Genomic DNA, 23,649 nt, shown 5'->3' on the forward strand with positions numbered 1-23,649 from the left:
CCACTGTCACAGACCCCACTGACAACGCCGCAGGGGCGCCCACCGTGTGAAACGGCGGGCGCCCCTGTCGGGCTGTGCGCGGGATCAGACCTGGCCGGCCTTCTCCAGGGCCTCGCAGCAGGTGTCCACGATGAGGCGGGTCACCACGTACGGGTCCACGTTCGCGTTCGGGCGGCGGTCCTCGATGTAGCCCTTCTGGTCCTGCTCGACCTGCCACGGGATGCGGACCGAGGCACCGCGGTCCGAGACGCCGTAGGAGTACTCGTCCCACGGGGCGGTCTCGTGCAGGCCCGTCAGGCGCTCGTCGATGCCGGCGCCGTAGTTCTTGACGTGGTCGAGCGGCTTCGAGCCCTCACCGAGCGCCTCGCACGCGGTGATGATCGCGTCGTAGCCCTCGCGCATCGCCTTCGTGGAGAAGTTGGTGTGCGCGCCCGCGCCGTTCCAGTCGCCCTTCACCGGCTTCGGGTCGAGCGTCGCGGAGACGTTGAAGTCCTCGGCCGTGCGGTAGAGCAGCCAGCGGGCGACCCACAGCTGGTCCGAGACCTCCAGCGGGGACAGCGGGCCGACCTGGAACTCCCACTGGCCGGGCATGACCTCGGCGTTGATGCCGGAGATGCCGAGACCGGCCTTGAGGCAGTTCTCCAGGTGCGCCTCGACGATCGGACGGCCGTGGATCTCGTCGATGCCGACGCCGCAGTAGTAGCCGCCCTGCGGGGCCGGGAAGCCGTTGACCGGGAAGCCGAGCGGACGGGTGCCGTCGAAGAAGGTGTACTCCTGCTCGATGCCGAAGATCGACTCCTGGGCGGCGTACCGGCCGGCGACCTCGGCCAGCGCGGCGCGCGTGTTGGACTCGTGCGGCGTCATGTCCGTGTTGAGGACCTCGCACAGCACCAGGACGTCGTTGCCGCCGCGGATCGGGTCCGGGCAGGAGAAGACCGGCTTGAGGACGCGGTCCGAGGCGTGACCCTTGGCCTGGTTCGTGCTGGAACCGTCGAAGCCCCAGATCGGCAGCTCGTCGAGGGCGAGGCCCTCACCCGCGATGATCTTCGTCTTGGAGCGAAGCTTCGCGGTCGGCTCGGTGCCGTCGATCCAGATGTACTCAGCCTTGAAGGTCACGGGTCTCATCCTTTGGCGTGCTGCTGCGGGGATCCGCCGCGGCTCGCGGCACTGCGAGAAGCTGCGGTCACCGCGCCGTCTGCGCGGTGTGTGTTCGACCGCAGCTTCGCAACCTGGGATTTCCCGTCGGTTGCCCGTTTGTGAACCCCGTGTTACTCAGCCATCCGGGTGAACCCGCGTCCGCCGTGCGACAGCGCGTGCGCCGAGCGGCGCCCCACCCCTCGTATACGGGGAGCGGGGCCTGTCAGTACCGCCCGGCAGACTGGGGGCATGGCGAAGAAGATCGGCGACAAGCCCCGTATCGGACTCCTCGGCACCGGCCCCTGGGCCGCCCGTACGCACGCGCCCGCGCTCGCGGGGCATCCGGGCGTCGAGTTCAGCGGGGTGTGGGGCAGACGGCCCGAGGCGGCCGCCGCGCTCGCCGACGCGTCCGGCACGCGCGCGTACGAGGACGTGGAGGCCCTGTTCGCCGCGAGTGACGCCATAGCCCTGGCGCTCCCGCCGGACGTCCAGGCGGCCTTCGCCGTCCGGGCGGCGGCCGCGGGCTGCCACGTCCTGCTCGACAAGCCGGTCGCCACGACGGTGGCGCTCGCCCGCGAGGTGGCGGAGGCGGTCGAGGCGGCCGGGGTCGCCTCGGTGGTCTTCTGCACCCTGCGGTTCGCGGAGCCGACGGCCCGCTGGACGGACGAGCGGGCGGCGGAGGGCGGCTGGTTCCTGGGCGAGGCGCACTGGCTGGGCTCGCTCTACGGCACCGGCTCCGCCAGCGCGTACGCGGCCTCGCCCTGGCGGCGGGAGAAGGGCGGCCTGTGGGACGTCGGCCCGCACGTCCTCTCCGTGTACCTTCCGGTCCTCGGCGACGTCACCGAGGTCACCGCCGTGCCGGGCCCCGACGACACCCACCACCTGGTGCTGCGCCACGCCTCGGGAGCGAGCAGCACGGCCACGCTCACCCTGAGTGCGCCCCCGGAGGCGGCGGAGGCGGCCCTCACGCTGTACGGCACCGGGGGCCGGGCCGAACTGCCCCGCTGGGACGGCGCGGTGGAGGCATTCGCGGCGGCCGTGGACGCCCTCGTCACCGCGGCCCGCACCGGCGAACCCCACGCCTGCGACGCCCGCTTCGGCCTCCGCATCACGGAGATCCTGACGGAGGCGGAGCGGCATGCGGCCCGCGGCTGACGACGGCACGGCCGGTGACGGCGACGACGGCACGACCGGCGGCGAGCCCGTCCTCCGGGCCGTCACGCCCGCCGACTGGCCCGTCTGGCGCGAGGCCCGGATCGCCTCGCTCACGGTCTCGCCGGAGGCGTTCAAGGTGCGGCTCGCCGACTGGGGGCGGGGCGGTGAGGAGCGGTGGCGGGCCCGGTTCGAGGACCCGGCCGCGTACGGCGTCCTGGCCGTCCGCGGCGGTCGGCCGGTCGGGATGGCCGCGGGGCTCCTCGCGCCGGACGCCGTGCCCGAGCTGCGGTCGGTCTGGGTCGCCCCCGAGGCCCGGGGGCTCGGTCTCGCCGCCCGGCTGATCGCCGCCGTCGAGACCTGGGCGCAGGGCACGGGAGCGGACCGGCTCCGGCTCTCCGTGCTGGCGGCCAACGCCCCGGCGATCGCGCTGTACGAGCGCCTCGGCTACGTGCCGGACGGCGGCGCGGGGGAGGAGCGCGTCATGACGAAGGCGCTGGGCGACGCCCTCTGAGGCTCTCCGCGAGGGCCGCGCACAGCGCGTCCAGGGCGGCCCCGTACAGCCGCTCCGGCGGGGTGGCGTAGCCGACGACGAGGCCGTCCGGGTGGGCGGCGCCGCGGGCGTCCGGGTGGCGGTAGGAGGCGAGGCCCTCCGTGGCGACCCCGTGCCGGGCGGCCGCGGCGAGCGCCGCCCGCTCCGTGCCCGGGGGCAGCTCCACGACGGCATGCAGACCGGCGGCGATGCCCGTCACCCGTACCTCCGGCACCCGTTCGGCGAGGACGGCGGCCAGCCGGTCGCGCCGCTCCCGGTGGCGGCGGCGCATGCCCCGCACGTGCCGGTCGTACGCGCCGGAGGCGAGGAGCTCGGCGAGGGTGAGCTGGTCCAGGGCCGAGGCGTACGGCTCGCGTTCCCCCTTCGCGGCGGCGACGGCGTCCACGAGCGCCGCCGGCAGGCACATCCAGCCGAGGCGCAGCGCGGGGGAGAGGCTCTTGCTGACGGAGCCGAGGAGGACGGTCCGCTCGGGGTCGAGGCCCTGGACGGCGCCCACGGGCCGCCGGTCGTACCGGAACTCCCCGTCGTAGTCGTCCTCCAGGACCAGCCCGCCGGAGCGCCGGGCCCACTCCAGGACACCGGCCCGGCGTTCGGGGTGCAGCGGTCCGCCGGTGGGGAACTGGTGGGCGGGCGTGAGGAGTACGGCCCCGGCCCCGGGCGGGACCTCCCCGGTGCGGGCCCCGCCCCCGTCGACCCCCACCGGCACCGTACGGACGCCGGCCTCGCCGAGGAGGCCCCGGTGGAAGGGGAGGCCGTACGCCTCGACGGCCCAGGGGCGCTCCGTACCGAGCACCCGGGCGAGCAGCCGCAGCGCGTGCGCGGCGCCGGAGCAGATCACGATCCGCTCGGGGCTCGTGCGCACGCCCCTGACCCGGGGGAGGTACTCGGCGAGGGCCCGGCGCAGTTCGATCCGGCCGTGCGGGTCGCGGCTCCCGAAGGCCTCGTGCGGCGCGGCGGTCAGGGCCCGCCGGGCCGCCGCCAGCCAGGGGCCGCGCGGGAAGGCGCCGGGGTCCGGCCTGCCCTGGACGAGGTCGTACGGGAGGGGCGGCGGCGCGGCCGGGCGCAGGGGCCCCGCGGCGGGTGCGGCGACCCGCTCGGCGACCCGGGTGCCGGAGCCCTGGCGGGAGGTCAGCCAGCCCTCGGCGACCAGTTCGGCGTACGCGGCGGCGACGGTGTTGCGGGCGATCCCGAGGTCGGCGGCGAGCGACCGGTAGGGCGGCAGCCGCGTCCCCGGGGCGAGCCGCCCCTCGCGCACGGCCTCGCGCAGGGCCCGGATGAGCGCGGCCCGCCGGCCGCCACCGGCGCCGAGGTCCAGATGGAGGTCGTTCCCGAGCGCGTCGGCGCCGCTCACCGCTCCCCGCCGTCGTCCATGAGGTCCCGCACCCCGGTGAGGAACCGGCGTACGGCCCCGGTCTCCTCCTCCGTGAAGCCGCCGAGCAGGGCGACCGTCCCGTCGATCAGCGGCCCGAAGTGCGCGCGGCCCAGTTCCTTGGCGCGGTCCTCGACGGTCAGCAGGACGCGCCGCCGGTCCCGGGTGTCGCGCGTCCTGGCCACGTACCCGAGCCGTTCGAGCCGGTCGACGACGGCGGTCGTGCCGGCCGAGTTGAGGCCGAGCCGCTCGCCGAGCCACCCGGCGGTGGCGTCCGTACCGGCGCGCTCGGCGTCGAGGAGGCAGATCAGGGCCCGTACGTCCGTCGGGTGCATGCCGTTGCGGGCGGCGAACTCGTTCTGGCGCAGGCCGTACTCGACGGTGACTTCGCGCAGCAGATGAAAGATCCGCATCTCCGGTGACGAGTCCACCGAACCCTCCTATGATCTCCAGCGATCCCAATGTCTCGCTGAGCGAGATTATCGACGAACGAGATTATCGCCGAACGAGAGGACGAGCGCGATGCCGCACGCCCGGACCACCGCCGGCACCTACGCCGCGGCCTACGAAGAACTCCTCGCCACCTGGCCCGCCCCCACCACCACCTCGGAACTCCGCACCCCCCACGGCACCACCCACGTCCTCCACCACGGCCCCCCGGACGGCCCGCCCGTCCTCCTCCTGCCCAGCGGCGGGTCCACCGCCTGCTCCTGGCGCGCGACGGCCGCCGCGCTCGGCGCGACGCACCGGGTCCACGCCGTCGACCTCGTCGGCGGACCGGGCCGCAGCCGGGCGGACGGCAGCCCGATCCGTACCGCCGCCGACCTCACGGCCTGGCTGGACGCCCTGCTCGACGGCCTCGGACTGGCCTCGGCCTCGCTCTGCGGCCACTCGTACGGCGGGTGGATCGCGCTCCGGTACGCCCTGGCGGCCCCCGGCCGGACCGACCGCCTCGTCCTCCTCGACCCGACCGGCTGCTTCGCCGGCTTCGGTCCCGGCTACCTCCTGCACGCCCTGCCCGTACTGCTGCGCCCGACGGCCGCGCGCATGGAGGCCCTCCTGACCTGGGAGACCGGCGGGGCCGCGCACGACCCGGCGGTACGGCGCCTCGACACCCTGGCGGCGGAACTGCCCCGGCACCGCCCGGTCACCGGCCCCCGCCCCACCCGCGCCGAACTGGCCGCCCTGCGGCCCCCGACGCTGATGCTCGCGGCGGGGCGGAGCCGCGTGCACGACGCGGCCCGGATCACCGCGACGGCCCGCGCGACCGTCCCCGGCATCGCGACGGAGACCCTGCCGGAAGCGACCCACCACACCCTCCCGACGGACCTGCCGCCCGAGGGGCTGTCGGCGATCACCCGCTTCCTGACGGGCTGAGGAAGCCGACGGGCGGAGGGCTCAGCGGGACAGCGCGTCCCGCACGGCCTCCTCGGTCCGGCCGACGACGGCCGTGCCGTCCTCCGCCGTGATGATGGGCCGCTGGATCAGCTTGGGGTGCGCGGAGAGCGCCTCGATCCACCGCTCCCGGCCGTCCTCGTCCCGGGGCCACTCCTTCACCCCGAGCTCCTTGGCGATGTCCTCCCCGGTCCGCGTGATGTCCCAGGGTTCGAGCCCGAGCCGCTTCAGCACCTCCCGGATCTCCTCCGGCGTCGGCACGTCCTCCAGATACCGCCGCACGGTGTAGTCGGCGCCCTCCGCGTCGAGGAGCGTGAGGGCGCCGCGGCACTTGGAACAGGCGGGATTGATCCAGATCTCCATGCCCCACACGGTACTCGCACGGGCACCCCCCAAGCCCCCCTCCACCACCCCCCAAACCCCACCTGGCCAGGGGCGATTGTCAGTGGGGTTCTCTAAAATGGGGGGTGAAGGTGAGGGTCCCGGGGAGGGCCCGCACCCCACCGTTCGCCAGGAGGTAGCCCATGGCTCTCGCCGTGATCCGGACGCCGTCCATCGAACCCTGGAAGCCGCTGGAGAAGAAGCGGCTCCCCGCGGGCCGCCCCCGCGAGTGGTACGTGACGCACAACCGCCGCCTGAAGGCCATGCGCCTCGCGATCGCGCTCCTCGACGCCGGCGTCTACGTCCCGTCGAAGGCGACGAACGCGACGATCAGCGCGACGGCCGCCGAGATAGGCATCCACCCGCCCTCCGACACCACCTGCCGCATGGTCCGGGCCCTGATCCGCTACGGCCGCTGACACCGGCGGAGCGCCGCCCGGGTCCAGGCCCGGACCCGGGCGGCGCCGTCGCCGGATCCCGCCCGCTACCAGGCCACCGGCAGCCGCTCGGGGAGCCGCTTCATGAAGTTGGTGCGCCACACCAGCTGCTCGACCGGCACCGCGAGCCGCAGCCCCGGCAGCCGGTCGAGGAGCGTCTCCAGGGCGATCTCGGCGTGCCGCTTGCCGAGCGCCGTCGCCGGGCAGTAGTGCGATCCGCCGCCGAAGGAGAGGTGGTCGGAGGCGTTCTCCCGGTCCGGCCGGAAGGCCAGCGGGTCGGGGAAGCGCTCCGGATCGTGGTTCGCGGCCTCCACGAGCACCAGGACCAGCTCACCGGCCCGCACGTCGACGTCGCCGAGCCGCACGTCCTCCAGGGCGAGCCGCGGCAGCCCGTCGCCGATCGACAGGTTCACCCGCAGCAGCTCGTCCATCGCCCCCGCGACCCGGCCACCGCCCCCGGCCAGCGCCTCCCGGACGTCCGGCCGGGTCAGCACCGACACCAGCGCCATCGTCAGGAACCCGGCGGTGGAGATCACCCCGGCCCCGAACAGCGTCACGCCCACCGTCGCCAGCATCTCGTCCGTCAGATGCGCGTACTCCGGATCCTCGCGCAGCGCCGCGAGCTCCGCCATCAGCCCGCCCGTCGCCGGATCGTCGAGCCGCTCGGTCATGTACGCGATGTCCCGGTCCCAGTTCAACCGGGCCGCCTCGATCTCGCGCGGCGCGTTCATGAAGGCCACGTCCAGGCTGCGCAGCAGCCGCGGCCCGTCCTCCTCCGGGATGCCCAGCATCCGGCAGTGCAGCCCCGCCGAGTACGGATCGGCATAGGCGCCCCGCAGCTCCCCGGGCGCCCCCTCGGCGACCAGCGCGTCCACCAGGGCCCCGGCCCGCGCCCGCAGCCACTCCTCCAGACCGGGCGCCTTCGGGTTGATCGCCTTCATCACGGCCTTGCGCAGCCCGGCCCCCGTGATGTTGCCCATGTTGTTCACCACGTGCGGCGGGATCGTCAGCGCGTACTGCCGCGGCGCTCCCGGCGCCGAGGTGTCCTTCAGGCTGAACCTCGGGTCCTCCAGGACCTGTCGGCACAGCTCGTACGAGGAGACCAGCCAGGCCTCGGCCCCGGCGATCGTGCGGACCTTCCGCACCGGCTCGGCGCGCAGCGCGCCGATCTCGGCGGGCAGCCGGGTCCCGTCCCAGTCGAAGGGGAAGGCGGGCAGGGTCTCGACGGCGACGCTCATCGCGCGGTTCCTTCCATGACGGTCTCGACGGGCGTGAGGATGCCGTGGCCCTGGTTGCGCGAGGCCCGGAGCCCGGACCCCCGCCCGTACAGCAGATCGGCCAGCGGCAGCGCCTGGTGGTAGCAGTTGAGCGAGGACGGCACCCCGAGGATCGCGGGCGTGTCCAGGAACAGCGGCACCTCGGCGCAGATGTACGCCCGGCACACCTCCCGCTGCCGCTCGTCGACCACCTGCCCCGGCGCCAGCTTCCCGGCCAGGAAGATCCCGGTCAGCGCGTCGCAGGTCTCCCGCACCACCGGGTCCGCCGCCACCGCGTCGAGCACCGTGCGGTGCAGCTCCCGGTAGGCCGGGACGTCCCCGAACTCCGACATCCCCCGGGCCCGTACCCGCACCCCCGCGGGATCGGCCTCCGCCACGGCCGCCCCGACCTTCGCCCGCACCCCCCGCAGGTTCTTGACGGCCTTCCGCCGCGCCTCGTCGGCCCCGTACCCCAGCGCCTCGTACATGTCGGCGACATGCAGATCGGTGTAGACGAGATCGACCTGGTCGAAGTGGTCCAAGCCCCAGCGCGTCAGCTCGCGCAGCCGCCGGGCGGTGAAATAGCTGTTCCCCGGTGAGACGCCGATGACCACGTGCGCGCCCTCGTCGGCGATGACGCGGCAGTGATCGGTGTACGGCTGGAGTCGGAGCGTCTCGGCAGGGGCGAAAGCCGCCTGAGTCACGTAGGCAGTCCTCATCGCGCCAACTAGTCCCTGCGGAGCCCTGTGCTCCGGGTGTGGCGGCAGCGACGACGACACGCTATCGACCAGTCGCGGAGCGTGAACCCCCTACCCATAGGTACGGGCGACAGTTCGTCAGCTGTTCACGCCCCCGTGATCTCGGCCGGAAACGGCGAGGCCCGCCGTCCCCTCGGAGGGGGCGGCGGGCCTCGTCAGGCAGCCTCGGCTTAGAGGTCGAAGTAGAGCTCGAACTCGTGCGGGTGCGGGCGGAGCTGGATCGGGGCGATCTCGTTGGTGCGCTTGTAGTCGATCCAGGTCTCGATCAGGTCGGAGGTGAAGACGCCGCCGGCCTGGAGGTACTCGTTGTCGTCCTCGAGGGCGTTGAGGACGGCCTCCAGGTTGGTCGGGACCTGCTGGACGTTGGCGTGCTCCTCGGGAGCGAGCTCGTAGAGGTCCTTGTCGATCGGCTCGGCCGGCTCGATCTTGTTCTTGATGCCGTCGAGGCCCGCGAGGAGCAGGGCGGAGAAGGCGAGGTACGGGTTCGAGGACGGGTCCGGGGCGCGGAACTCGACGCGCTTGGCCTTCGGGTTCGAGCCCGTGATCGGGATGCGCATGGCGGCGGAGCGGTTGCGCTGCGAGTACACCATGTTGACCGGGGCCTCGAAGCCCGGGACCAGGCGGTGGTACGAGTTCACCGTCGGGTTGGTGAAGGCGAGCAGCGACGGGGCGTGCTTGAGGATGCCGCCGATGTAGTAGCGGGCGGTGTCCGAGAGGCCCGCGTAGCCCGTCTCGTCGTAGAACAGCGGGTCGCCGTTCGCCCACAGCGACTGGTGGACGTGCATGCCCGAGCCGTTGTCGCCGAAGATCGGCTTCGGCATGAAGGTCGCGGTCTTGCCGTTGCGCCAGGCGACGTTCTTCACGATGTACTTGAAGAGCATCAGGTCGTCGGCCGCGGCGAGCAGCGTGTTGAACTTGTAGTTGATCTCGGCCTGGCCGGCGGTGCCGACCTCGTGGTGCTGGCGCTCGACCTGCAGGCCGACGTTCTCCAGCTCCAGGGAGATCTCGGAGCGCAGGTCGGCGAAGTGGTCGACCGGCGGGGCCGGGAAGTAGCCGCCCTTGTAGCGGACCTTGTAGCCGCGGTTGTTCTCCTCCGCACCGGTGTTCCAGGCGCCGGCCTCGGAGTCGATGTGGTAGAAGCCCTGGTTCGCCGAGGTCTCGAAGCGCACCGAGTCGAAGACGTAGAACTCGGCCTCGGGACCGAAGTAGGCGGTGTCGGCGATGCCGGTGGAGGCGAGGTACGCCTCGGCCTTCTTCGCGATGTTCCGCGGGTCACGGCTGTACTGCTCGCCCGTGATCGGGTCGTGGATGAAGAAGTTGATGTTCAGCGTCTTGTCGCGGCGGAAGGGGTCCACGCGGGCCGTCGACAGGTCGGCGCGGAGCGCCATGTCGGACTCGTGGATGGCCTGGAAACCGCGGATCGACGAGCCGTCGAAGGCGAGCTCCTCGGACGGGTCGAAGGCCGTCGCCGGGATCGTGAAGTGCTGCATCACACCCGGAAGGTCGCAGAACCGGACGTCGACCATCTTGACGTCGTTGTCCTTGATGAACTTCTGGACCTCGTCGGCGTTCTGGAACCCGTTGGTCTGGGACATCCCACTCCTCCTACTCCCGGCCCGGGGAGGGGCGGGGTTGCAGCGGTCGTGCGGCCAGTGCGGTGGCACACGCTGGACCCGACCATAGGCAGACGGGATTTCTCAAGCGTGACCCGATTGTTTCGGCGAAGTTAACCGGGCCGTGTGGCGCACCGCCTCCCTTGCACCGTACTCCGACCCGGGCCGAACTGATCAAAAACGGGCACAGTACCGTGGTCGGGTGGACAACAGGCAAGCACTCGGATCTTGGCTCTCCGGCCCCCGCGCGGCGGCCGAGGACGCAGGCGTCGACTTCGGCTACCGCGGTGAGCAGCTCGGGCTGCCGGAGGAGGGCCCCGGCTCGATCGCCCGCCCCGGGCGGCGCCTCGGCGCCCTCGCCGTCGACTGGGCCCTCTGCATGCTGATCGCATACGGCCTGATCACCGACGGCTACAACCAGGCCACGGGCAACTGGGCCCTGGTCATCCTGTTCGTCCTGGGCGTGCTGACGGTGGGCACCGTCGGCTCGACGCCCGGCAAGCGGATCTTCGGCCTGCGCGTCCTCTCCGTGAACGGAGGCCGCCTCGGCCTGTTCCGGGTGGCGCTCCGATCCCTGCTCGTCTGCCTCGCCATCCCGGCCCTCATCTGGGACCGCGACGGCCGCGGCCTCCACGACCGCCTCTCCGGCGCCGTCCAGGTCCGTATCTGAATCACGTATACGAACAGGGAAAGGCCCCGGACCTCGCGGTCCGGGGCCTTTCTCGTCAGGTCGGGGGTCAGCGCATCTTTCCGCCGCGCGGCATCCGCATGCCCTTCGGCATCGGACCCTTCGGCAGCGGCATGTTGCTCATGAGGTCGCCCATCGCCCGCAGTCGGTCGTTGGCGGCGGTCACCTGCGGGCCGGTGAGCACGCGCGGCATCTTGAGCATGGTCGTACGGATCTTCTTCAGCGGCACCTGGCCCTCGCCGTCGCCGACGATGATGTCGTGCACCGGCACGTCCACCACGACGCGGCTCATCCGCTTCTTCTCGGCCGCGAGCAGGGTCTTGACCCGGTTCGGGTTGCCCTCGGCCACCAGCACGATGCCCGCGCGGCCGACCGCGCGGTGCACGACGTCCTGGCTGCGGTTCATCGCGACCGCGGGGGTCGTGGTCCAGCCGCGTCCGACGTTCTGCAGCACCGCCGCGGCCGCGCCCGGCTGGCCCTCCATCTGCCCGAAGGCCGCGCGCTCGGCGCGCCGCCCGAAGACGATGGCCGCCGCCAGGAGCGCCAGGACGAAGCCCAGGATGCCCAGGTAGACCGGATGACCGATGAGGAAGCCGATCGCGAGGAGGACACCGAGTACGCCGATGCCCACGCCCGCGACGACCAGACCGACCTTCGGGTCCGCCTTCCGGGTCATCTGGTACGTGAGGGCGATCTGCTTCAGTCGCCCGGGGTTCGCAGCGTCAGCGCTGCCCGTGTTTGCCTTCCTCGCCATGTCCTGAAGTTTACGTGGCCCGGGAAGCCCGGCCCGACGCGACCTCCATCACGCGCTGGGCCTCCACCCGGTCCTTGGCCCGGCGGCGGTCCTCCAGGACGGAGTTCCAGGCGTTGCGCCGGGCGGTGCGCTGGCCGGCGCCCAGGAGCAGGGCCTCCACGGCCTTCAGGGCGTCGGTGACGGACGGGATCGCGGTGACGCGGACGTGCGTCGATGCGGCCGGCATGTCGGGGTCCTCCCTCGATTGCGGGTGAGACGAGGTGGGGGGTGCGAGCGGTGGTGGCGGTGAGTGAAACCAGGCTCACAGATCGGTGTTACCAGGACGTGACCCGGCGGTCAAACACTGATGAAACGTTGATGCGGCCGGTTGGGCGAGGGGGAAACGGCGGTGCGGCCCGCGCGCCCCGCTGAGCTGCGGGGTCGTGCGGACCGCACCGGATCCGGCCAGTACTGACCGGTAACTACTTGTGCTCGGATTCACACAGCGGTCAGACGGCCTGCGTGGCGTTGTCGACCGCGCCGCGCTTCTCGATCGCCTGCTGGTACAGCCGGCCCGCGCGGTAGGAGGAGCGGACCAGCGGGCCCGACATCACACCGGAGAAGCCGATCTCGTCGGCCTCCTCCTTCAGCTCCACGAACTCCTGCGGCTTCACCCAGCGCTCCACGGGGTGGTGCCGGACGGAGGGGCGCAGGTACTGCGTGATCGTGATGAGCTCGCAGCCCGCGTCGTGCAGCTGCTGGAGCGCCTCGCTGATCTCCTCGCGGGTCTCGCCCATGCCGAGGATCAGGTTCGACTTCGTGACCAGACCGTAGTCGCGGGCCTGGGTGATGACGTCCAGGGAGCGCTCGTACCGGAAGCCCGGACGGATCCGCTTGAAGATCCGCGGGACGGTCTCGACGTTGTGCGCGAAGACCTCGGGGCGGGAGTCGAAGACCTCCTTGAGGAGCTCCGGCACCGCGTTGAAGTCGGGGGCGAGCAGCTCGACCTTGGTGCGGCCGTCGGCGCGGTCCGCCGTCTGCTGGTGGATCTGGCGCACGGTCTCCGCGTACAACCAGGCGCCGCCGTCCTCCAGGTCGTCGCGCGCGACGCCCGTGATCGTGGCGTAGTTCAGGTCCATCGTGACGACCGACTCGCCCACGCGGCGGGGTTCGTCGCGGTCCAGCGCCTCGGGCTTGCCCGTGTCGATCTGGCAGAAGTCGCAGCGCCGGGTGCACTGGTCACCGCCGATGAGGAAGGTCGCCTCGCGGTCCTCCCAGCACTCGAAGATGTTGGGACAGCCCGCCTCCTGGCAGACCGTGTGCAGGCCCTCGCTCTTCACGAGGCCCTGCATCTTCGTGTACTCCGGACCCATCTTCGCGCGGGTCTTGATCCACTCGGGCTTGCGCTCGATGGGGGTCTGGGCGTTCCGGACCTCCAGGCGCAGCATCTTGCGTCCGTCGGGGGCGACTGCGGACACATCGGCTCCTGTAGCTTCGATTCTTCGGCGCCCACCAGGGTACGCCCGTTGCTTCCATGCCTTGCTCTACGCGTGGCCAACCCGTGGCCACAGCTCGGCATTCCTCAGGCCGAGGCCGTCTCCACCGGACGCTCGATCTCCCGCGGCTTGAGATCCGCGTTCTCCAGGACGTCCCGCAGGTGCCTCTCGACGACCGGGAGCACCTCCTCGATCGTGAGGTCCCGGCCGAGCTCGTTCGCCAGCGAGGCCACGCCCGCGTCCCGGATGCCGCACGGGATGATCCGGTCGAACCAGGTGTTGTCCGGGTTCACGTTGAGGGCGAAGCCGTGCATGGTGACGCCCTTGGCGACCCGGATGCCGATGGCGGCGAGCTTGCGGTCCTCGCGGCGCTGGCCGGCGTTGGACGGGGCGTACTCGGGGCCGTTCAGGCGCGGGTCGAACTCCTCGTCCGTCAGCCGCGGGTCGAAGTCCAGCGACAGACCGCCGAGCGAGGGGCGCTGCTCGACGGGGTCGCCGAGGACCCAGACCCCGCTGCGTCCCTCGATCCGCGTCGTCTCGACGCCGAACTCGGCGGCCGTGCGGATCAGGGCCTCCTCCAGGCGGCGCACGTGCGCGACGACGTCCACCGGGCGGGGCAGCTTCATGATCGGGTAGCCGACCAGCTGGCCGGGGCCGTGCCAGGTGATCTTGCCGCCGCGGTCCACGTCCACCACCGGCGTCCCGTCCAGCGGCCGCTCGCTCTCCTGGGTGCGCCGGCCGGCCGTGTAGACCGGCGGGTGCTCCAGGAGCAGACAGGTGTCGCCGATCTCGTCGGCGAACCGCGCGGCATGCACCTCGCGCTGCTTGTCCCAGGCCACCTGGTACTCGACGGCTTCCTCGCCGAACCCAAGGCGGACGAATCGCAGCTCACTCACGGCCATGCCTCCTCCTGGGTGCCGGGATCCGGGGTCCGGGGATCATCCCGGGCCGGCTCGGCACCATGCGTCATTCGCGCCCATGCCACTGTACGGCGGCGACGGGGACGCCCCTCCGGCAGGTGGACGGGGACGTCTACGTCAGCGATGCCGTCAATCCTCACACGATCGGATGAATGTGGGGCGAAGGTGGCGGTACGGGCCGTGGGGACCGCTAAATTCGCGCCGTTCCATGAGGGTCCGGCGGGGCTGCCGTCCGGGCCCGGAAGGCAGGAGACCGCACAGCTGATGACGGAACGACCACCGCAGCGCATCCCGAACCGCCAGCTCGCCGCGCTCATCGCCGAAGCCGGGTTCTCCAACGCGGGGCTCGCCAGACGGGTCGACCAGCTCGGACTGGAACACGGGCTCGACCTGCGGTACGACAAGACGTCCGTGACCCGCTGGCTCCGCGGTCAGCAGCCGCGCGGCACCACCCCCGCCCTCATCGCCGAGGTCTTCACCCGCCGCCTCGGTCGCCGGCTCTCCGCCCAGGACCTCGGCCTCGACGCCTGCGCGCCCGTCTACGCGGGCCTGGAGTTCGCCGCCACCCCCGAGGAGGCCGTCGACATCGTCAGCGGCCTGTGGCGCAAGGACTCCGGCAGCCACGCCGAACTCCGCAAGATCGCCTTCACCCCGGCCGGCCTCGTCGTCCCCAGCCGCGACTGGCTCATCGGCCGCGCCGACGACCGGGTCGCCCGCGGCGAACCGGCCCCCGTCGCGCCCCGCGCCTCCACGCCCCCGCAGGACCTCCGCGTCCCGCCCCAGGGCCGCTTCTCCGTGCCCCGCCAGCGCGGTACGGACAGGGGGCCCGGCCAGCGGGTCTCCAGCGGCGACATCGCCGCCCTCCGCTCCGTCGGCGAACTCTTCCGCACCCTCGACCACGCCTACGGCGGCGGGCACGCCCGGCAGGCCCTCGTCCGCTACCTGGAGCACGAGGCCGAGCCGATGCTGCGCGGCACGTACGGGGAGAGCACCGGGCGCCGCCTCTTCGCCGCCGCCGCCGACCTCACCCGGCTCGCCGGCTGGACCTCGTACGACATCGCCGCCCACGGACTCGCCCAGCGGTACTTCGTCCAGGCGCTGCGCCTCGCCCAGGCCGCCGGGGACCGGGCCTACGGCTCGTACGTGCTCCTCACCATGAGCTGCCAGGCCGTCTACCTCGGCCACGGGCGCGAGGCCGTGCAGCTCGCCCGGGTCGCCCAGCAGGGCGTCGGGCCCGCCGCGCCGCCCGTCGTCCAGGCGATGCTGCACGCCGTCGAGGCGCGGGGCCACGCGGTTCTCGGCGAGGCGCGGGCCTGCAGCGCCTCCCTCGTCCGCGCCGAGCGCGCCCTGGAGGCGGCCCGGCCCGGCGACGAGGTCCCCTACTGGGCCCGCCACTTCGACGAGGCGCAGCTCGCCGACGAGCTCGGCCACTGCCACCGGGACCTCCAGCAGTACCGCCCCGCCGCCCAGCACGCCGAGCGCGCCCTCCAGCTCCGCGCCCCCGGCTTCGCCCGCAGCCGCCTCTTCTGCCGCGTCGTCCTCGCCACCTCCCGGCTCGCCCTCGGCGAACTGGACCAGGCCTGCGCGCTGGGCGCCGAGGCGGCGCAGCAGGCCTCGGAGATGCGGTCGGCCCGCGCCGTCGAGTACGTCCGCGACTTCGAGCGCCGCCTGGAGCCGTACCGCGACGCGGCGGCGGCCCGCACGTACCGCGACCGGGTGGCGGCGATCGGCTGACACGCACGGCCAGGGCGGAGGGGTCAGGCCGCCGCCCCGGGTTCGGCCAGGGGCGGGCGGACGCCCAGGTCCGTCAGGAGGGACGTCGTGGCGCGGGCGGCGGAGGCCAGGGCGCCGGAGACCGTGCCGGTGTCGCGGTGGTCGCCGCAGACGTAGAGGCCGGCGAGCAGGCGGACCGAGCGGTGCGCGTCGTGCGGGGGCGGCATCGCGGGGACGGCGTCCGGGGTGTGGTGGAGGGCGAGGAGTTCCCAGTCGTCGGTCGAGGTGCCGTACAGCGTGGCCAGGTGCTTGCGGACCCGGCGTTCCGTGTCGTCCGGCGGGGTGCCGAGGACCGTCGAGGTGATCAGGGCCCGGCCCGCGGGTGCCCGGGTCGGGTCGACCGCGCTCATCACCGCCGTGTGGGCCACCGGACCGCCCGGGTCCGACTCCAGGAGGAGGGTGGGGTCCGCGGTGGGCGCCACGGGGGCCGTGTGGTGCAGGACGGTGACCGGGTGGAAGCCGGGCACCCGGAGGCCCGGCAGCAGCTTCGCCGCCGTGCGCGCGCCCGTGGCCAGGAGGACCGAGCGGCAGCCGATGACGCCGTGCTCGGCGGTCGTGACCCGGGAGACCGACACCTCCGTGACCCGGACGCCGGTGCGGACCGTGCCCGGCGGCAGCGCGGCCGCGAGCCGCTCGGGCAGCGCCGCCGCACCGCCCTCGGGGACGGTCGGCCGGCCCAGGGCGAAGGCCCGCAGCGCCAGGTCCGCCTGACGGCTCGACATGCCGAGGTCCGGATCGGCGAGGAGCGCGGCGAGAAGGGGACGCAGCACCCCCTGGACCGTACGGGCGGGGAGCCGGGCGGCGAGGGCCTCGCGGGCGGTCCGCTCGGGGCGGGCGAGGAGGCGCGCGGGAGGCGTCGCGGCGAGCCGGACGAGGGAGGCGCCCAGCCGCGCCTGGTCGAGCGAGACGGCCGGATTACGGGGGGCGCTCGCGAGGGCGCGCGCCATGCTGAACGCTCCCCCCACGCCCCGGTGGACCCCGCCGCCCCGCTGGCCGGGCGCCCGGCGCGGGTGCGGGACGCCCCAGCGCGCGTACCGGCCGTCGCTGTGGACGAGCACCCCCGGACCGAACGGGCGCAGCGGGAGCCCGGACAGCCCCGGCGCGGTCCGCAGTTCCTCGGGCGAGAAGGTGAGCAGCGGGCCCACCCGGTCGAGCCGGAAACCGTCGACGTGGTCCGTGGCCAGCCGGCCGCCGACCTGCGGCTCCGCCTCCAGGACGGCGACCGCGAGCCCGGCGCCGGTCAGCCGGCGGGCGGCCGCGAGACCCGCGGTCCCGGCTCCTACGATGACGACGTCGACGGTCTCCACGACGTCCCTGTGCTGTGCGCTGGTTGCGGTACTGAGCACGTGCCCCTCCCCAGGTCGGCGCGCCGGTGGGAGGCCTATGCCCCCAACGGGCCCCCGGAATGCCCGAGTTCGCGTTCACGTTCGCGTGTGTGTCGAACCGTGGGCATCGAGCCTAGGCAGCGCCCGCGGGGAAGTCGGCCGCGCGCGGCGGGGGTGCACGCAGCACGGGGGAGCGCAGACGCCCTCCCCCGTCGGCGCGGACGCCCTCCCCGCTAGTGCAGCGCCGCCCGGATCGCCTCGTCGATCGTCGGGAACGCGAAGTCGAAACCGGTCTCCAACAACCGCCCCGGCAGCACCCGCTGACTGCCCAGCACGTCCTGCGCGAAGTCGCCGAGGACGACCTTCAGGGCGGGCGCGGGGACGGCGAAGAGGGTCGGGCGGCGCAGCACCCGGCCCATCGCCGCCGTCACCTCGCGGTTGGTGACGGGCTCGGGGGCCGTGAGGTTCACCGGACCCGACAGGGACGGGGTGTCGACCAGGTGGCGCAGGGCGGCCACCTCGTCGTGGAGGGAGATGTGCGACCAGTACTGGCGGCCGTCGCCCATCCGGCCGCCGAGTCCGGCGCGGAAGACGGGGAAGAGCCGTCCCCAGGCGCCGCCCTCGCGGGCCACGACCAGGCCCGTGCGGGCGTACGTGACCCGGATGCCGGCCTCCTCGGCGGGGGCGGCCGCCGCCTCCCACTCCACGCAGACCGAGGGCAGGAAGCCCGTACCGGCGGGGGCGCTCTCGTCCACCGCGCGCGTGCCGGTGTCCCCGTACCAGCCGAGCGCCGTGCCGCAGACCAGCGCCTCCGGCGGGTCCGCGAGCGAGGCGAGCGCCTGGGCGATCGCCGTCGTGCCGAGGACCCGGCTGTCCCGGATCTCCTTCTTGTACGCCTCGTTCCAGCGGCGCTCGCCGACGCCGGCGCCCGCCAGGTGGACGACGGCGTCGACGCCGACGAGCCCGGCGGCGTCCACGTGAAGGCGTTTGGGGTCCCACTCGACCTCGTCGGCGGTCCGGGCCGGACGGCGGACGAGGCGGAGGACGTCGTGGCCGTCGGCGCGCAGGGAGCGGACCAGGGCCGAGCCGATGAGCCCGGAGGCGCCGGTGACGGCGACACGCTTGCGGATCGCGGAACGCTGCATGTCCCCATCCTGCCCTCCCGGGGCCGGGACCTGGCACAGTGGCCGCCATGATCGTGCCGGAGACGCAGATACGTACCGCCGTGCGGGACGACGAGGCCGCGCTCGCGGAGCTCGACCGGGCCACCTGGTCGACGCTCCACGCGGTGATGCCCGCCCCGGAGCCGGGCGCGCCCTTCTTCGACGCGCGCCACCTTCCCGAGGACTACCTGGTGGCCGTGCGCGGGGGAGCGGTCGTCGGTTACATCCGGGTGGTGCCGCCGACCCCGCTCGCCGCCACGGCCCACGTCCGCCAGATCCAGGGCCTCGCCGTCGCCGGGTCCGCCCGGGGCGAGGGCGTCGCGCGGGCGCTGCTGCGGGCCGCCATGGACCGGGCCAGGGAGCAGGGCGCCGTACGGATCACCCTGCGGGTCCTCGGGCACAACGCGCCGGCCCGCGCGCTCTACGCCTCCGAGGGCTTCGCGGTCGAGGGCGTGCTGCCGGGGGAGATCCTCCTCGACGGCGCGTACGTGGACGACGTCCTCATGGGTCGGTCGCTACGGGGCTGAGGCATCCCCCGCCCCGTCCCTCAACAGCCTCATCCCGCCCATCAGTTCCCGCAGGCAGCGGACCGCGAGGGCGGCCGGGGCGCCCTCTCCGCGCTCCGGCGCGTCCGTCTCGGCCCAGGTCTCCAGGGCGATCCGGATGGCGTCGGTGGCGGCCGCCGCCGCGAGCCGTACCTCCAGCGGGTCGGCGGCCGGTCCGGCGAGCCCCGCGACGACCTCGCGGAGCCGCTCCTCGGACTCCTGGTTGACCCGGTACCAGACGGCCCGGAGGGCGGGGTCCTCGGCGGCGGCGCGGAGCAGTCCGCGCGTCCAGCGCAGGCCCTCGGTGTCGGCCGCGCCCGAAGGGGTGAGCGAGGCGGCGATCGAGCGCTCCAGGGCCTCGGGCACGCCCGCGCCCGGTTCCGTCGCGGCGAGGAGCTCCCGCCAGCGGTCGGCGCCGCCCGCGAGGAGCGGGGCGACGGCGTCCTGCTTGGAGCGGAAGTAGCGGTAGAAGGTGCGCAGGGCGACGCCGGCCCGCTGGGCGATCTCCTCGGCCGTGGTGCCGTCGGGGCCCCGCTCGGTGAAGAGCTCGGCGGCGGCGCGGGCGATGTCCAGCTGGGTGGCGGCCTTGCGGCGCTCCGTCAGCGAGGGGGGCGAGGGGGTGGGGGGCGTGGCGCCCTCGGACTTGGTGCTCACCCACGAAGCGTACGCCCGCGACTGCCGAACGTGCATAGCGTGCAGGTGTGGCAAAACGTGCCACTCAGGCGTACGGTGGCAGTACCCCCGGAAAGCTTGACATCGAGAGGTTGTCGACATGAACCAGCTGACCCGCTACGAAGGACGCCGCGCCCTCATCACCGGCGGCGGCTCCGGCATCGGCCAGGCCACCGTCCTGCGGATGCTCGCCGAGGGCGGCCGGGTCGTCGCCGCCGACATCAGCGAGGACGGCCTCAAGGACACCGTCGCCAAGGCCGGCGACGCCGCCGACCGCCTCACCACGATCGTCGTGAACATCGGCGACGAGGCCTCCGTACGGACCGGCGTCGCCGCCGCCGTCGAGGCGCTCGGCGGCCTGGACGTCCTGGTCAACGCGGCCGGCATCCTCCGCTCCTCGCACACCCACGAGACGAGCCTCGACGCCTTCGAGCAGGTGATCCGGGTCAACCTCACCGGCACCTTCCTGATGATCCGCGAGGCGATCCCGGCGCTCCTGGAGGGCAACGACTCCGCCGTCGTCAACTTCTCCTCCACCTCCGCGATGTTCGCCCACCCCTACATGGCGGCCTACGCGGCCAGCAAGGGCGGCATCCAGTCCATGACCCACGCGCTGGCCTCCGAGTACGCCAAGCAGGGCATCCGCTTCACCGCCGTCCAGCCCGGCTCCATCTCCTCCGGCATGACCGACGGCTCCGGCGCCTCCCGGCAGTCCCAGGGCCCCGGCCTGCCCGAGGACACCGACTGGTCCCTCTTCGCCAAGCTCGCCCCCGCCCTCGGCCAGGGCTTCGCCGGCCCCGAGACCGTCGCCGGCGTCGTCGCGATGCTCGCCTCCGAGGACGGCAGGTTCATCACCGGCACCGAGGTCCGCATCGACGGCGGGACCCACTTCTGATGACCGCCGCCGAGGTCTTCGGCGGCCGTACGGCCGTCATCACCGGCGCCTCCTCCGGGATCGGCGCCGGCCTCGCCCGGCACGCCGCCGGACTCGGCATGAAGCTGGTCCTCGCCGACATCGCCGCCGAGCGGCTCGCCGAGTTCGCGGGCGAGCTGTCCGCGACCGGAGCCGAGGTCGTCGCGGTCGTCACCGACGTCGCCGACCCCGCCTCCGTCGAGGCCCTCGCCGACACCGCGTACACCCGGTTCGGCACGGTCGACCTGCTCGTCAACAACGCCGGGATCATGGCCATGGGCTACTCCTGGGAGATCCCGGCCGAGCGCTGGGACGCCATGCTCCGGATCAACATCGGCGGGTACGTCAACGGCATCCGGGCCTTCGTCCCGCGCATGCTGGAGCGCGGCGAGAAGGCCTGGGTCGTCAACGTCTCCTCGATCGGCGGCATGCTGCCGAGCCCGCTGATGGCCCCGTACAGCGTCACCAAGTTCGGCACGCTCGCCCTCACCGAGTCGCTGCACCACGAGATGCTGATGAAGGGCGCCCCGATCCAGGTGTCCGTCGTGACGCCCGGCTCGGTCAAGAGCGAGATCTTCAGGGCCGCCCGGCCCGGAGAGACCGCCCCGCCGGAGATCGCCGCCTTCAACGAGCAGCTCCAGACCCTGGCCGACGAGCACGGGCTCACCCCCGAGGAGCACGCCGCCCGCGTCTTCGAGATGGTCGCCGAGGGCAAGTACTGGGCGATCCCCCAGCCCGAGCAGCTCTTCCCGGCCCTCCAGCCGAGGACCGACATGATCCTCGCCCAGGAGAACCCCCGGCTCCAGCTGGGCTGAGACCCCCGGGGGCGCCGGAATCCGCCCTCCGCGCCCCCGGGTCCTACACCGCCCCGAAGCGCTCCCACAGCCGAGGGAAACGGGCCGCGAGGACGGCGTCGTCCTCCAGGTCGAAGGGGGCGCCGAGCGGCTCCCCGCCCGGCATCGGGATGCCCAGGTCGGGGGTCTCGGCGCCGGTCAGCGCCTCGTAGGCCTCGTCCGCCGCGAAGCCGATCTCCTCGCCGTCCCCGTCGATCTCCACGTCGAAGTCGCCGAGCAGCTCGGCCAGGGCGTCCGGATCGTGCACGCCCCCCTCGTACACCTCCCGGCCCTGGCCGATCAGCCAGCAGCGGAAGGAGTCGAAGGTCTCCTCGCCCGCCCCGTCGAACAGCACGGCCGCGGCACCCCACAGATCCCAGAGGTACGCGCGGTTGAAGCGGGCCTCGAAATGGCGCGCGTAGTCGAGCACCGAGTCGGGGTCAAGCCGGGTCAGCCGCTCCACGAGCAGATCGGCCTGCTCCTCGGGGTCGCCCTCGGCTTCCTCGCGGGTGGCGTCGATGAGCTCCCAGAACTCGGTCTCGTCCATCACGGCACCAGCATCGTGGCTCGGCGAGTCCGACGCACCCGGAAAGCCCGAAAAGAATCCGGACAGAAGGTGTCGTACTTTCCTGCCAGCCTGGTGCGCATGACAACGGAGAACACACCCCTGCGCGGACGGATCTGCCTGGTCGCCGGTGCCACCCGGGGCGCCGGACGGGCCATCGCCGTCCAGCTCGGCGCCGCCGGAGCCACCGTCTACGTCACCGGCCGCACCACCCGGGAGAAGCTCAGCGAGGTCGGCCGCGCCACCGAGACCATCGAGGAGACCGCCGAACTGGTGACCGCCGCCGGCGGCGAGGGCGTCGCCGTCCCCACCGACCACCTGGAACCCGACCAGGTCCGGGCCCTCGTCGACCGGATCGACCGCGAGCGCGGCCGGCTCGACGTCCTCGTCAACGACGTGTGGGGCGGCGAGCACCTGATCGCCTTCGGGAAGAAGACCTGGGAGAACGACCTCGCCGACGGCCTCAGGATGCTCGAACTCGGCGTGCGGACCCACGCCATCACCTCGCACCTCGCCGTCCCGCTGCTGATCCGCCACCCCGGCGGGCTCGTCGTCGAGGTCACCGACGGCACCGCCGCGTACAACGGCACCCGCTACCGCGAGAACCTCTTCTACGACCTCGCCAAGAACGCCCCCATCCGGATGGCCTTCGGCCTCTCGAAGGAGCTGGAGGAGTACGGCGGCACGGCCGTCGCCCTCACCCCCGGCTGGCTCAGGTCGGAGCAGATGCTCGCCGGCTTCGGCGTCACCGAGGAGAACTGGCGCGACGCCACCGAGAAGGTCCCCGACTTCGGCGTCTCCGAGTCACCGGTCTACGTCGGCCGGGCCGTCGCCGCCCTCGCCGCCGACCCCGACCGGCACCGCTGGACCGGCCGGTCCCTCTCCAGCGGGCAGCTGGCGAAGGAGTACGGCTTCACGGACGCGGACGGCTCCCGCCCGGACGCCTGGGGCTTCATCATCGCGGGCGAGACCGGGAAGCCGGACGTGGCCGACTACCGGTAGAGCCCTACCGGTAGAGCTCCGCCATGCCCCGGGCCGCCTCCGCGAACCGCTCCCGGAGCGCGGCCGGGGCCAGCACCTCCACCTCCGGGCCGAGCCCGAGGAGCTGGCCGAAGGCGACCTCCTCGCTCTCCACCCGGAGCGTCACGGTCACCCGTCCCTCCCCGGCGTCCCCCGCCGCGAGCGCCTCCTCGGCCGCTGCCCGGTCCGTCACGTACGGCAGCCTGCGCGCCCCCGCCTCCGTCAGCCGTACGACGACCTCGGCGCGCAGGATCGACCGGGCGAACTCCGCCGCCCGCTCCTCCCAGAAGACGGGCAGGTCGAAGTCCGGGTCCCGGTCGAAGCGCTCCTCGCCCACGGCCACCGCCGTGAACCGGTCCACCCGGTACGTGCGGAAGGAGGAACCCGAGCGCGCGCACACGTACCAGACGCCCGCCTTCAGGACGAGGCCGTACGGCTCCAACTCCCGCTCCACCTCCTCGCCGTCCCCCCGCCGGTACCGGGCCGACACCCACCGGTCGTCCCACACCGCCTCCGCCACCGGCGCGAGCAGCTCCGGCGTCTCCGGCTCCTGGTACCAGCCGGGCGCGTCCAGGTGGAAGCGCCGGGCCGCCGACTCGGAGGCGTCCCGCAGCGAGGGCAGCAGCGCCGCCGACACCTTCAGCCGGGCCGCCGAGGCCGCGTCCTCCAGGCCCATGTCCCGCAGCGCGCCCGGCAGCCCCGACAGGAACAGGGCCTCCGCCTCACCGCGCGCCAGACCCGTGAGCCGCGTCCGGTACCCGCCGACGAGCCGGTACCCGCCGGCCCGGCCCCGGTCCGCGTACACCGGCACCCCCGCCTCGGAGAGGGCGAGGGCGTCCCGCGTGACGGTCCGCTCCGACACCTCCAGTTCGGCGGCGAGTTCGGCGGCGGTCATCGACGGACGCGACTGGAGGAGCAGGACCATCTTGATCAGGCGGGCGGCACGCATGGG

At 73.5% G+C, this 23,649-nt stretch carries 26 protein-coding genes; 10 read left to right on the forward strand and 16 right to left on the reverse strand.

The features are described from left to right. Nucleotides 1-84: 84 nt before the first annotated feature. Nucleotides 85-1,116, reverse strand: coding sequence for a glutamine synthetase (gene glnII / locus ACH4TP_RS16855; RefSeq protein WP_389229736.1), 1,032 nt, complete (start codon nt 1,114-1,116; stop codon nt 85-87). A 270-nt stretch (nt 1,117-1,386) separates the two neighbouring features. On the opposite strand from glnII, the gene ACH4TP_RS16860 reads away from it, so the two are divergent. Together ACH4TP_RS16860 and ACH4TP_RS16865 are read left to right on the forward strand one after the other, a co-directional pair. Beyond that, complete coding sequence (locus ACH4TP_RS16860) at nt 1,387-2,292, forward strand: Gfo/Idh/MocA family protein (RefSeq protein WP_398177833.1); 906 nt, start codon at nt 1,387-1,389, stop codon at nt 2,290-2,292. Then, a complete protein-coding gene (locus tag ACH4TP_RS16865; protein ID WP_389229742.1) occupies nt 2,276-2,803 on the forward strand; it encodes a GNAT family N-acetyltransferase in 528 nt (175 codons plus the stop codon). The genes ACH4TP_RS16860 and ACH4TP_RS16865 overlap by 17 nt, the downstream gene beginning before the upstream one ends. Here ACH4TP_RS16865 and ACH4TP_RS16870 read toward each other — a convergent pair. Next, on the reverse strand, nt 2,772-4,193 hold the full coding sequence (locus ACH4TP_RS16870) for a PLP-dependent aminotransferase family protein (RefSeq protein WP_398438378.1): 1,422 nt from the start codon (nt 4,191-4,193) through the stop codon (nt 2,772-2,774). The genes ACH4TP_RS16865 and ACH4TP_RS16870 overlap by 32 nt on opposite strands. Beyond that, nucleotides 4,190-4,624 (reverse strand): MarR family winged helix-turn-helix transcriptional regulator, encoded by a 435-nt coding sequence (locus ACH4TP_RS16875; RefSeq protein ID WP_398178847.1) that lies wholly within the window; start codon nt 4,622-4,624, stop codon nt 4,190-4,192. The genes ACH4TP_RS16870 and ACH4TP_RS16875 overlap by 4 nt, the downstream gene beginning before the upstream one ends. 109 nt (nt 4,625-4,733) lie before the next feature. On the opposite strand from ACH4TP_RS16875, the gene ACH4TP_RS16880 reads away from it, so the two are divergent. Beyond that, nucleotides 4,734-5,588 carry an alpha/beta fold hydrolase gene (locus ACH4TP_RS16880; protein WP_398177827.1) on the forward strand — a complete coding sequence of 285 codons (855 nt, stop codon included), beginning with the start codon at nt 4,734-4,736 and terminating at the stop codon, nt 5,586-5,588. A gap of 21 nt (nt 5,589-5,609) precedes the next feature. Here ACH4TP_RS16880 and ACH4TP_RS16885 read toward each other — a convergent pair whose 3' ends face one another. Next, nucleotides 5,610-5,969 carry an arsenate reductase family protein gene (locus tag ACH4TP_RS16885; protein ID WP_389229751.1) on the reverse strand — a complete coding sequence of 120 codons (360 nt, stop codon included), beginning with the start codon at nt 5,967-5,969 and terminating at the stop codon, nt 5,610-5,612. Between the two features lie 161 nt (nt 5,970-6,130). On the opposite strand from ACH4TP_RS16885, the gene ACH4TP_RS16890 reads away from it, so the two are divergent. Then, a complete protein-coding gene (locus ACH4TP_RS16890; RefSeq protein ID WP_389229755.1) occupies nt 6,131-6,406 on the forward strand; it encodes a hypothetical protein in 276 nt (91 codons plus the stop codon). Nucleotides 6,407-6,471: 65 nt separating this feature from the next. Here ACH4TP_RS16890 and ACH4TP_RS16895 read toward each other — a convergent pair whose 3' ends face one another. From ACH4TP_RS16895 to glnA, 3 genes are all read right to left on the reverse strand, one after another. After that, entirely contained in the window at nt 6,472-7,662 is a 1,191-nt protein-coding gene (locus tag ACH4TP_RS16895; RefSeq protein WP_389229758.1) for a cytochrome P450, read from the reverse strand. Continuing rightward, nucleotides 7,659-8,384, reverse strand: a complete 726-nt coding sequence (locus ACH4TP_RS16900; RefSeq protein ID WP_398438381.1) for a tRNA-dependent cyclodipeptide synthase — start codon at nt 8,382-8,384, stop codon at nt 7,659-7,661. The genes ACH4TP_RS16895 and ACH4TP_RS16900 overlap by 4 nt, the downstream gene beginning before the upstream one ends. Before the next feature lie 224 nt (nt 8,385-8,608). Continuing rightward, the gene (gene glnA, locus ACH4TP_RS16905; RefSeq protein ID WP_389229764.1) at nt 8,609-10,033 is read right to left on the reverse strand and encodes a type I glutamate--ammonia ligase; all 1,425 of its coding nucleotides are present in this window, start codon (nt 10,031-10,033) and stop codon (nt 8,609-8,611) included. A gap of 220 nt (nt 10,034-10,253) precedes the next feature. Between glnA and ACH4TP_RS16910 the strand changes: the two genes are divergently transcribed. After that, the gene (locus tag ACH4TP_RS16910) at nt 10,254-10,721 is read left to right on the forward strand and encodes an RDD family protein (RefSeq protein ID WP_398438382.1); all 468 of its coding nucleotides are present in this window, start codon (nt 10,254-10,256) and stop codon (nt 10,719-10,721) included. 67 nt (nt 10,722-10,788) lie between these two features. Here ACH4TP_RS16910 and ACH4TP_RS16915 read toward each other — a convergent pair whose 3' ends face one another. The 4 genes from ACH4TP_RS16915 to lipB form a co-directional block, all read right to left on the reverse strand. After that, nucleotides 10,789-11,493 carry a DUF4191 domain-containing protein gene (locus tag ACH4TP_RS16915; RefSeq protein ID WP_389229770.1) on the reverse strand — a complete coding sequence of 235 codons (705 nt, stop codon included), beginning with the start codon at nt 11,491-11,493 and terminating at the stop codon, nt 10,789-10,791. 10 nt (nt 11,494-11,503) lie between these two features. Continuing rightward, complete coding sequence (locus ACH4TP_RS16920) at nt 11,504-11,719, reverse strand: hypothetical protein (RefSeq protein ID WP_225798795.1); 216 nt, start codon at nt 11,717-11,719, stop codon at nt 11,504-11,506. Between the two features lie 262 nt (nt 11,720-11,981). Continuing rightward, entirely contained in the window at nt 11,982-12,950 is a 969-nt protein-coding gene (gene lipA / locus ACH4TP_RS16925) for a lipoyl synthase (protein WP_041128874.1), read from the reverse strand. A gap of 104 nt (nt 12,951-13,054) precedes the next feature. Then, the gene (gene lipB, locus ACH4TP_RS16930) at nt 13,055-13,864 is read right to left on the reverse strand and encodes a lipoyl(octanoyl) transferase LipB (RefSeq protein WP_389229773.1); all 810 of its coding nucleotides are present in this window, start codon (nt 13,862-13,864) and stop codon (nt 13,055-13,057) included. A 288-nt stretch (nt 13,865-14,152) separates the two neighbouring features. Between lipB and ACH4TP_RS16935 the strand changes: the two genes are divergently transcribed. After that, the gene (locus ACH4TP_RS16935; protein ID WP_389229776.1) at nt 14,153-15,622 is read left to right on the forward strand and encodes a regulator; all 1,470 of its coding nucleotides are present in this window, start codon (nt 14,153-14,155) and stop codon (nt 15,620-15,622) included. 23 nt (nt 15,623-15,645) lie between these two features. On the opposite strand, the gene ACH4TP_RS16940 is transcribed toward ACH4TP_RS16935, so the two are convergent. Further along, nucleotides 15,646-17,007, reverse strand: a complete 1,362-nt coding sequence (locus tag ACH4TP_RS16940; RefSeq protein ID WP_398438385.1) for an NAD(P)/FAD-dependent oxidoreductase — start codon at nt 17,005-17,007, stop codon at nt 15,646-15,648. 212 nt (nt 17,008-17,219) lie between these two features. Then, a complete protein-coding gene (locus ACH4TP_RS16945; protein ID WP_398438387.1) occupies nt 17,220-18,131 on the reverse strand; it encodes a TIGR01777 family oxidoreductase in 912 nt (303 codons plus the stop codon). Between the two features lie 47 nt (nt 18,132-18,178). Between ACH4TP_RS16945 and ACH4TP_RS16950 the strand changes: the two genes are divergently transcribed. Then, nucleotides 18,179-18,676, forward strand: coding sequence for a GNAT family N-acetyltransferase (locus ACH4TP_RS16950; protein ID WP_389229785.1), 498 nt, complete (start codon nt 18,179-18,181; stop codon nt 18,674-18,676). On the opposite strand, the gene ACH4TP_RS16955 is transcribed toward ACH4TP_RS16950, so the two are convergent. After that, nucleotides 18,665-19,348: a TetR/AcrR family transcriptional regulator gene (locus tag ACH4TP_RS16955; RefSeq protein ID WP_398177806.1), complete on the reverse strand. Its 684-nt coding sequence runs from the start codon at nt 19,346-19,348 to the stop codon at nt 18,665-18,667. The two genes, ACH4TP_RS16950 and ACH4TP_RS16955, sit on opposite strands and share 12 nt — an antisense overlap. A gap of 118 nt (nt 19,349-19,466) precedes the next feature. Between ACH4TP_RS16955 and ACH4TP_RS16960 the strand changes: the two genes are divergently transcribed. Together ACH4TP_RS16960 and ACH4TP_RS16965 are read left to right on the forward strand one after the other, a co-directional pair. Continuing rightward, on the forward strand, nt 19,467-20,261 hold the full coding sequence (locus tag ACH4TP_RS16960) for an SDR family NAD(P)-dependent oxidoreductase (RefSeq protein ID WP_389229790.1): 795 nt from the start codon (nt 19,467-19,469) through the stop codon (nt 20,259-20,261). Then, nucleotides 20,261-21,094, forward strand: coding sequence for an SDR family NAD(P)-dependent oxidoreductase (locus tag ACH4TP_RS16965; protein WP_398438389.1), 834 nt, complete (start codon nt 20,261-20,263; stop codon nt 21,092-21,094). Before ACH4TP_RS16960 ends, ACH4TP_RS16965 begins: the two co-directional genes overlap by 1 nt. A gap of 43 nt (nt 21,095-21,137) precedes the next feature. On the opposite strand, the gene ACH4TP_RS16970 is transcribed toward ACH4TP_RS16965, so the two are convergent. Next, complete coding sequence (locus tag ACH4TP_RS16970; RefSeq protein ID WP_389230522.1) at nt 21,138-21,659, reverse strand: DUF4240 domain-containing protein; 522 nt, start codon at nt 21,657-21,659, stop codon at nt 21,138-21,140. A 99-nt stretch (nt 21,660-21,758) separates the two neighbouring features. Between ACH4TP_RS16970 and ACH4TP_RS16975 the strand changes: the two genes are divergently transcribed. Continuing rightward, nucleotides 21,759-22,679 carry an SDR family oxidoreductase gene (locus ACH4TP_RS16975; RefSeq protein ID WP_398438391.1) on the forward strand — a complete coding sequence of 307 codons (921 nt, stop codon included), beginning with the start codon at nt 21,759-21,761 and terminating at the stop codon, nt 22,677-22,679. A 4-nt stretch (nt 22,680-22,683) separates the two neighbouring features. Here the strand turns inward: ACH4TP_RS16975 and ACH4TP_RS16980 are convergent, their stop codons facing one another. After that, complete coding sequence (locus ACH4TP_RS16980; RefSeq protein ID WP_398438393.1) at nt 22,684-23,646, reverse strand: helix-turn-helix transcriptional regulator; 963 nt, start codon at nt 23,644-23,646, stop codon at nt 22,684-22,686. Between the last annotated feature and the right edge of the window lie 3 nt (nt 23,647-23,649).

The sequence above is a fragment of the Streptomyces sp. NPDC021012 genome, assembly GCF_044333355.1.
In the GTDB taxonomy this organism is placed as follows: Bacteria; Actinomycetota; Actinomycetes; order Streptomycetales; family Streptomycetaceae; genus Streptomyces.

Coding starts and splice junctions, on each gene's coding strand:
- ACH4TP_RS16860 (WP_398177833.1), top strand. CDS start 1,387: ATGGCGAAGAAGATCGGCGACAAGCCCCGTATCGGACTCCTCGGCACC.
- ACH4TP_RS16865 (WP_389229742.1), top strand. CDS start 2,276: ATGCGGCCCGCGGCTGACGACGGCACGGCCGGTGACGGCGACGACGGC.
- ACH4TP_RS16875 (WP_398178847.1), bottom strand. CDS start 4,624: ATGCGGATCTTTCATCTGCTGCGCGAAGTCACCGTCGAGTACGGCCTG.
- ACH4TP_RS16880 (WP_398177827.1), top strand. CDS start 4,734: ATGCCGCACGCCCGGACCACCGCCGGCACCTACGCCGCGGCCTACGAA.
- ACH4TP_RS16885 (WP_389229751.1), bottom strand. CDS start 5,969: ATGGAGATCTGGATCAATCCCGCCTGTTCCAAGTGCCGCGGCGCCCTC.
- ACH4TP_RS16890 (WP_389229755.1), top strand. CDS start 6,131: ATGGCTCTCGCCGTGATCCGGACGCCGTCCATCGAACCCTGGAAGCCG.
- ACH4TP_RS16895 (WP_389229758.1), bottom strand. CDS start 7,662: ATGAGCGTCGCCGTCGAGACCCTGCCCGCCTTCCCCTTCGACTGGGAC.
- glnA (WP_389229764.1), bottom strand. CDS start 10,033: ATGTCCCAGACCAACGGGTTCCAGAACGCCGACGAGGTCCAGAAGTTC.
- ACH4TP_RS16915 (WP_389229770.1), bottom strand. CDS start 11,493: ATGGCGAGGAAGGCAAACACGGGCAGCGCTGACGCTGCGAACCCCGGG.
- ACH4TP_RS16920 (WP_225798795.1), bottom strand. CDS start 11,719: ATGCCGGCCGCATCGACGCACGTCCGCGTCACCGCGATCCCGTCCGTC.
- ACH4TP_RS16935 (WP_389229776.1), top strand. CDS start 14,153: ATGACGGAACGACCACCGCAGCGCATCCCGAACCGCCAGCTCGCCGCG.
- ACH4TP_RS16945 (WP_398438387.1), bottom strand. CDS start 18,131: ATGCAGCGTTCCGCGATCCGCAAGCGTGTCGCCGTCACCGGCGCCTCC.
- ACH4TP_RS16950 (WP_389229785.1), top strand. CDS start 18,179: ATGATCGTGCCGGAGACGCAGATACGTACCGCCGTGCGGGACGACGAG.
- ACH4TP_RS16960 (WP_389229790.1), top strand. CDS start 19,467: ATGAACCAGCTGACCCGCTACGAAGGACGCCGCGCCCTCATCACCGGC.
- ACH4TP_RS16965 (WP_398438389.1), top strand. CDS start 20,261: ATGACCGCCGCCGAGGTCTTCGGCGGCCGTACGGCCGTCATCACCGGC.
- ACH4TP_RS16970 (WP_389230522.1), bottom strand. CDS start 21,659: ATGGACGAGACCGAGTTCTGGGAGCTCATCGACGCCACCCGCGAGGAA.
- ACH4TP_RS16975 (WP_398438391.1), top strand. CDS start 21,759: ATGACAACGGAGAACACACCCCTGCGCGGACGGATCTGCCTGGTCGCC.
- ACH4TP_RS16980 (WP_398438393.1), bottom strand. CDS start 23,646: ATGCGTGCCGCCCGCCTGATCAAGATGGTCCTGCTCCTCCAGTCGCGT.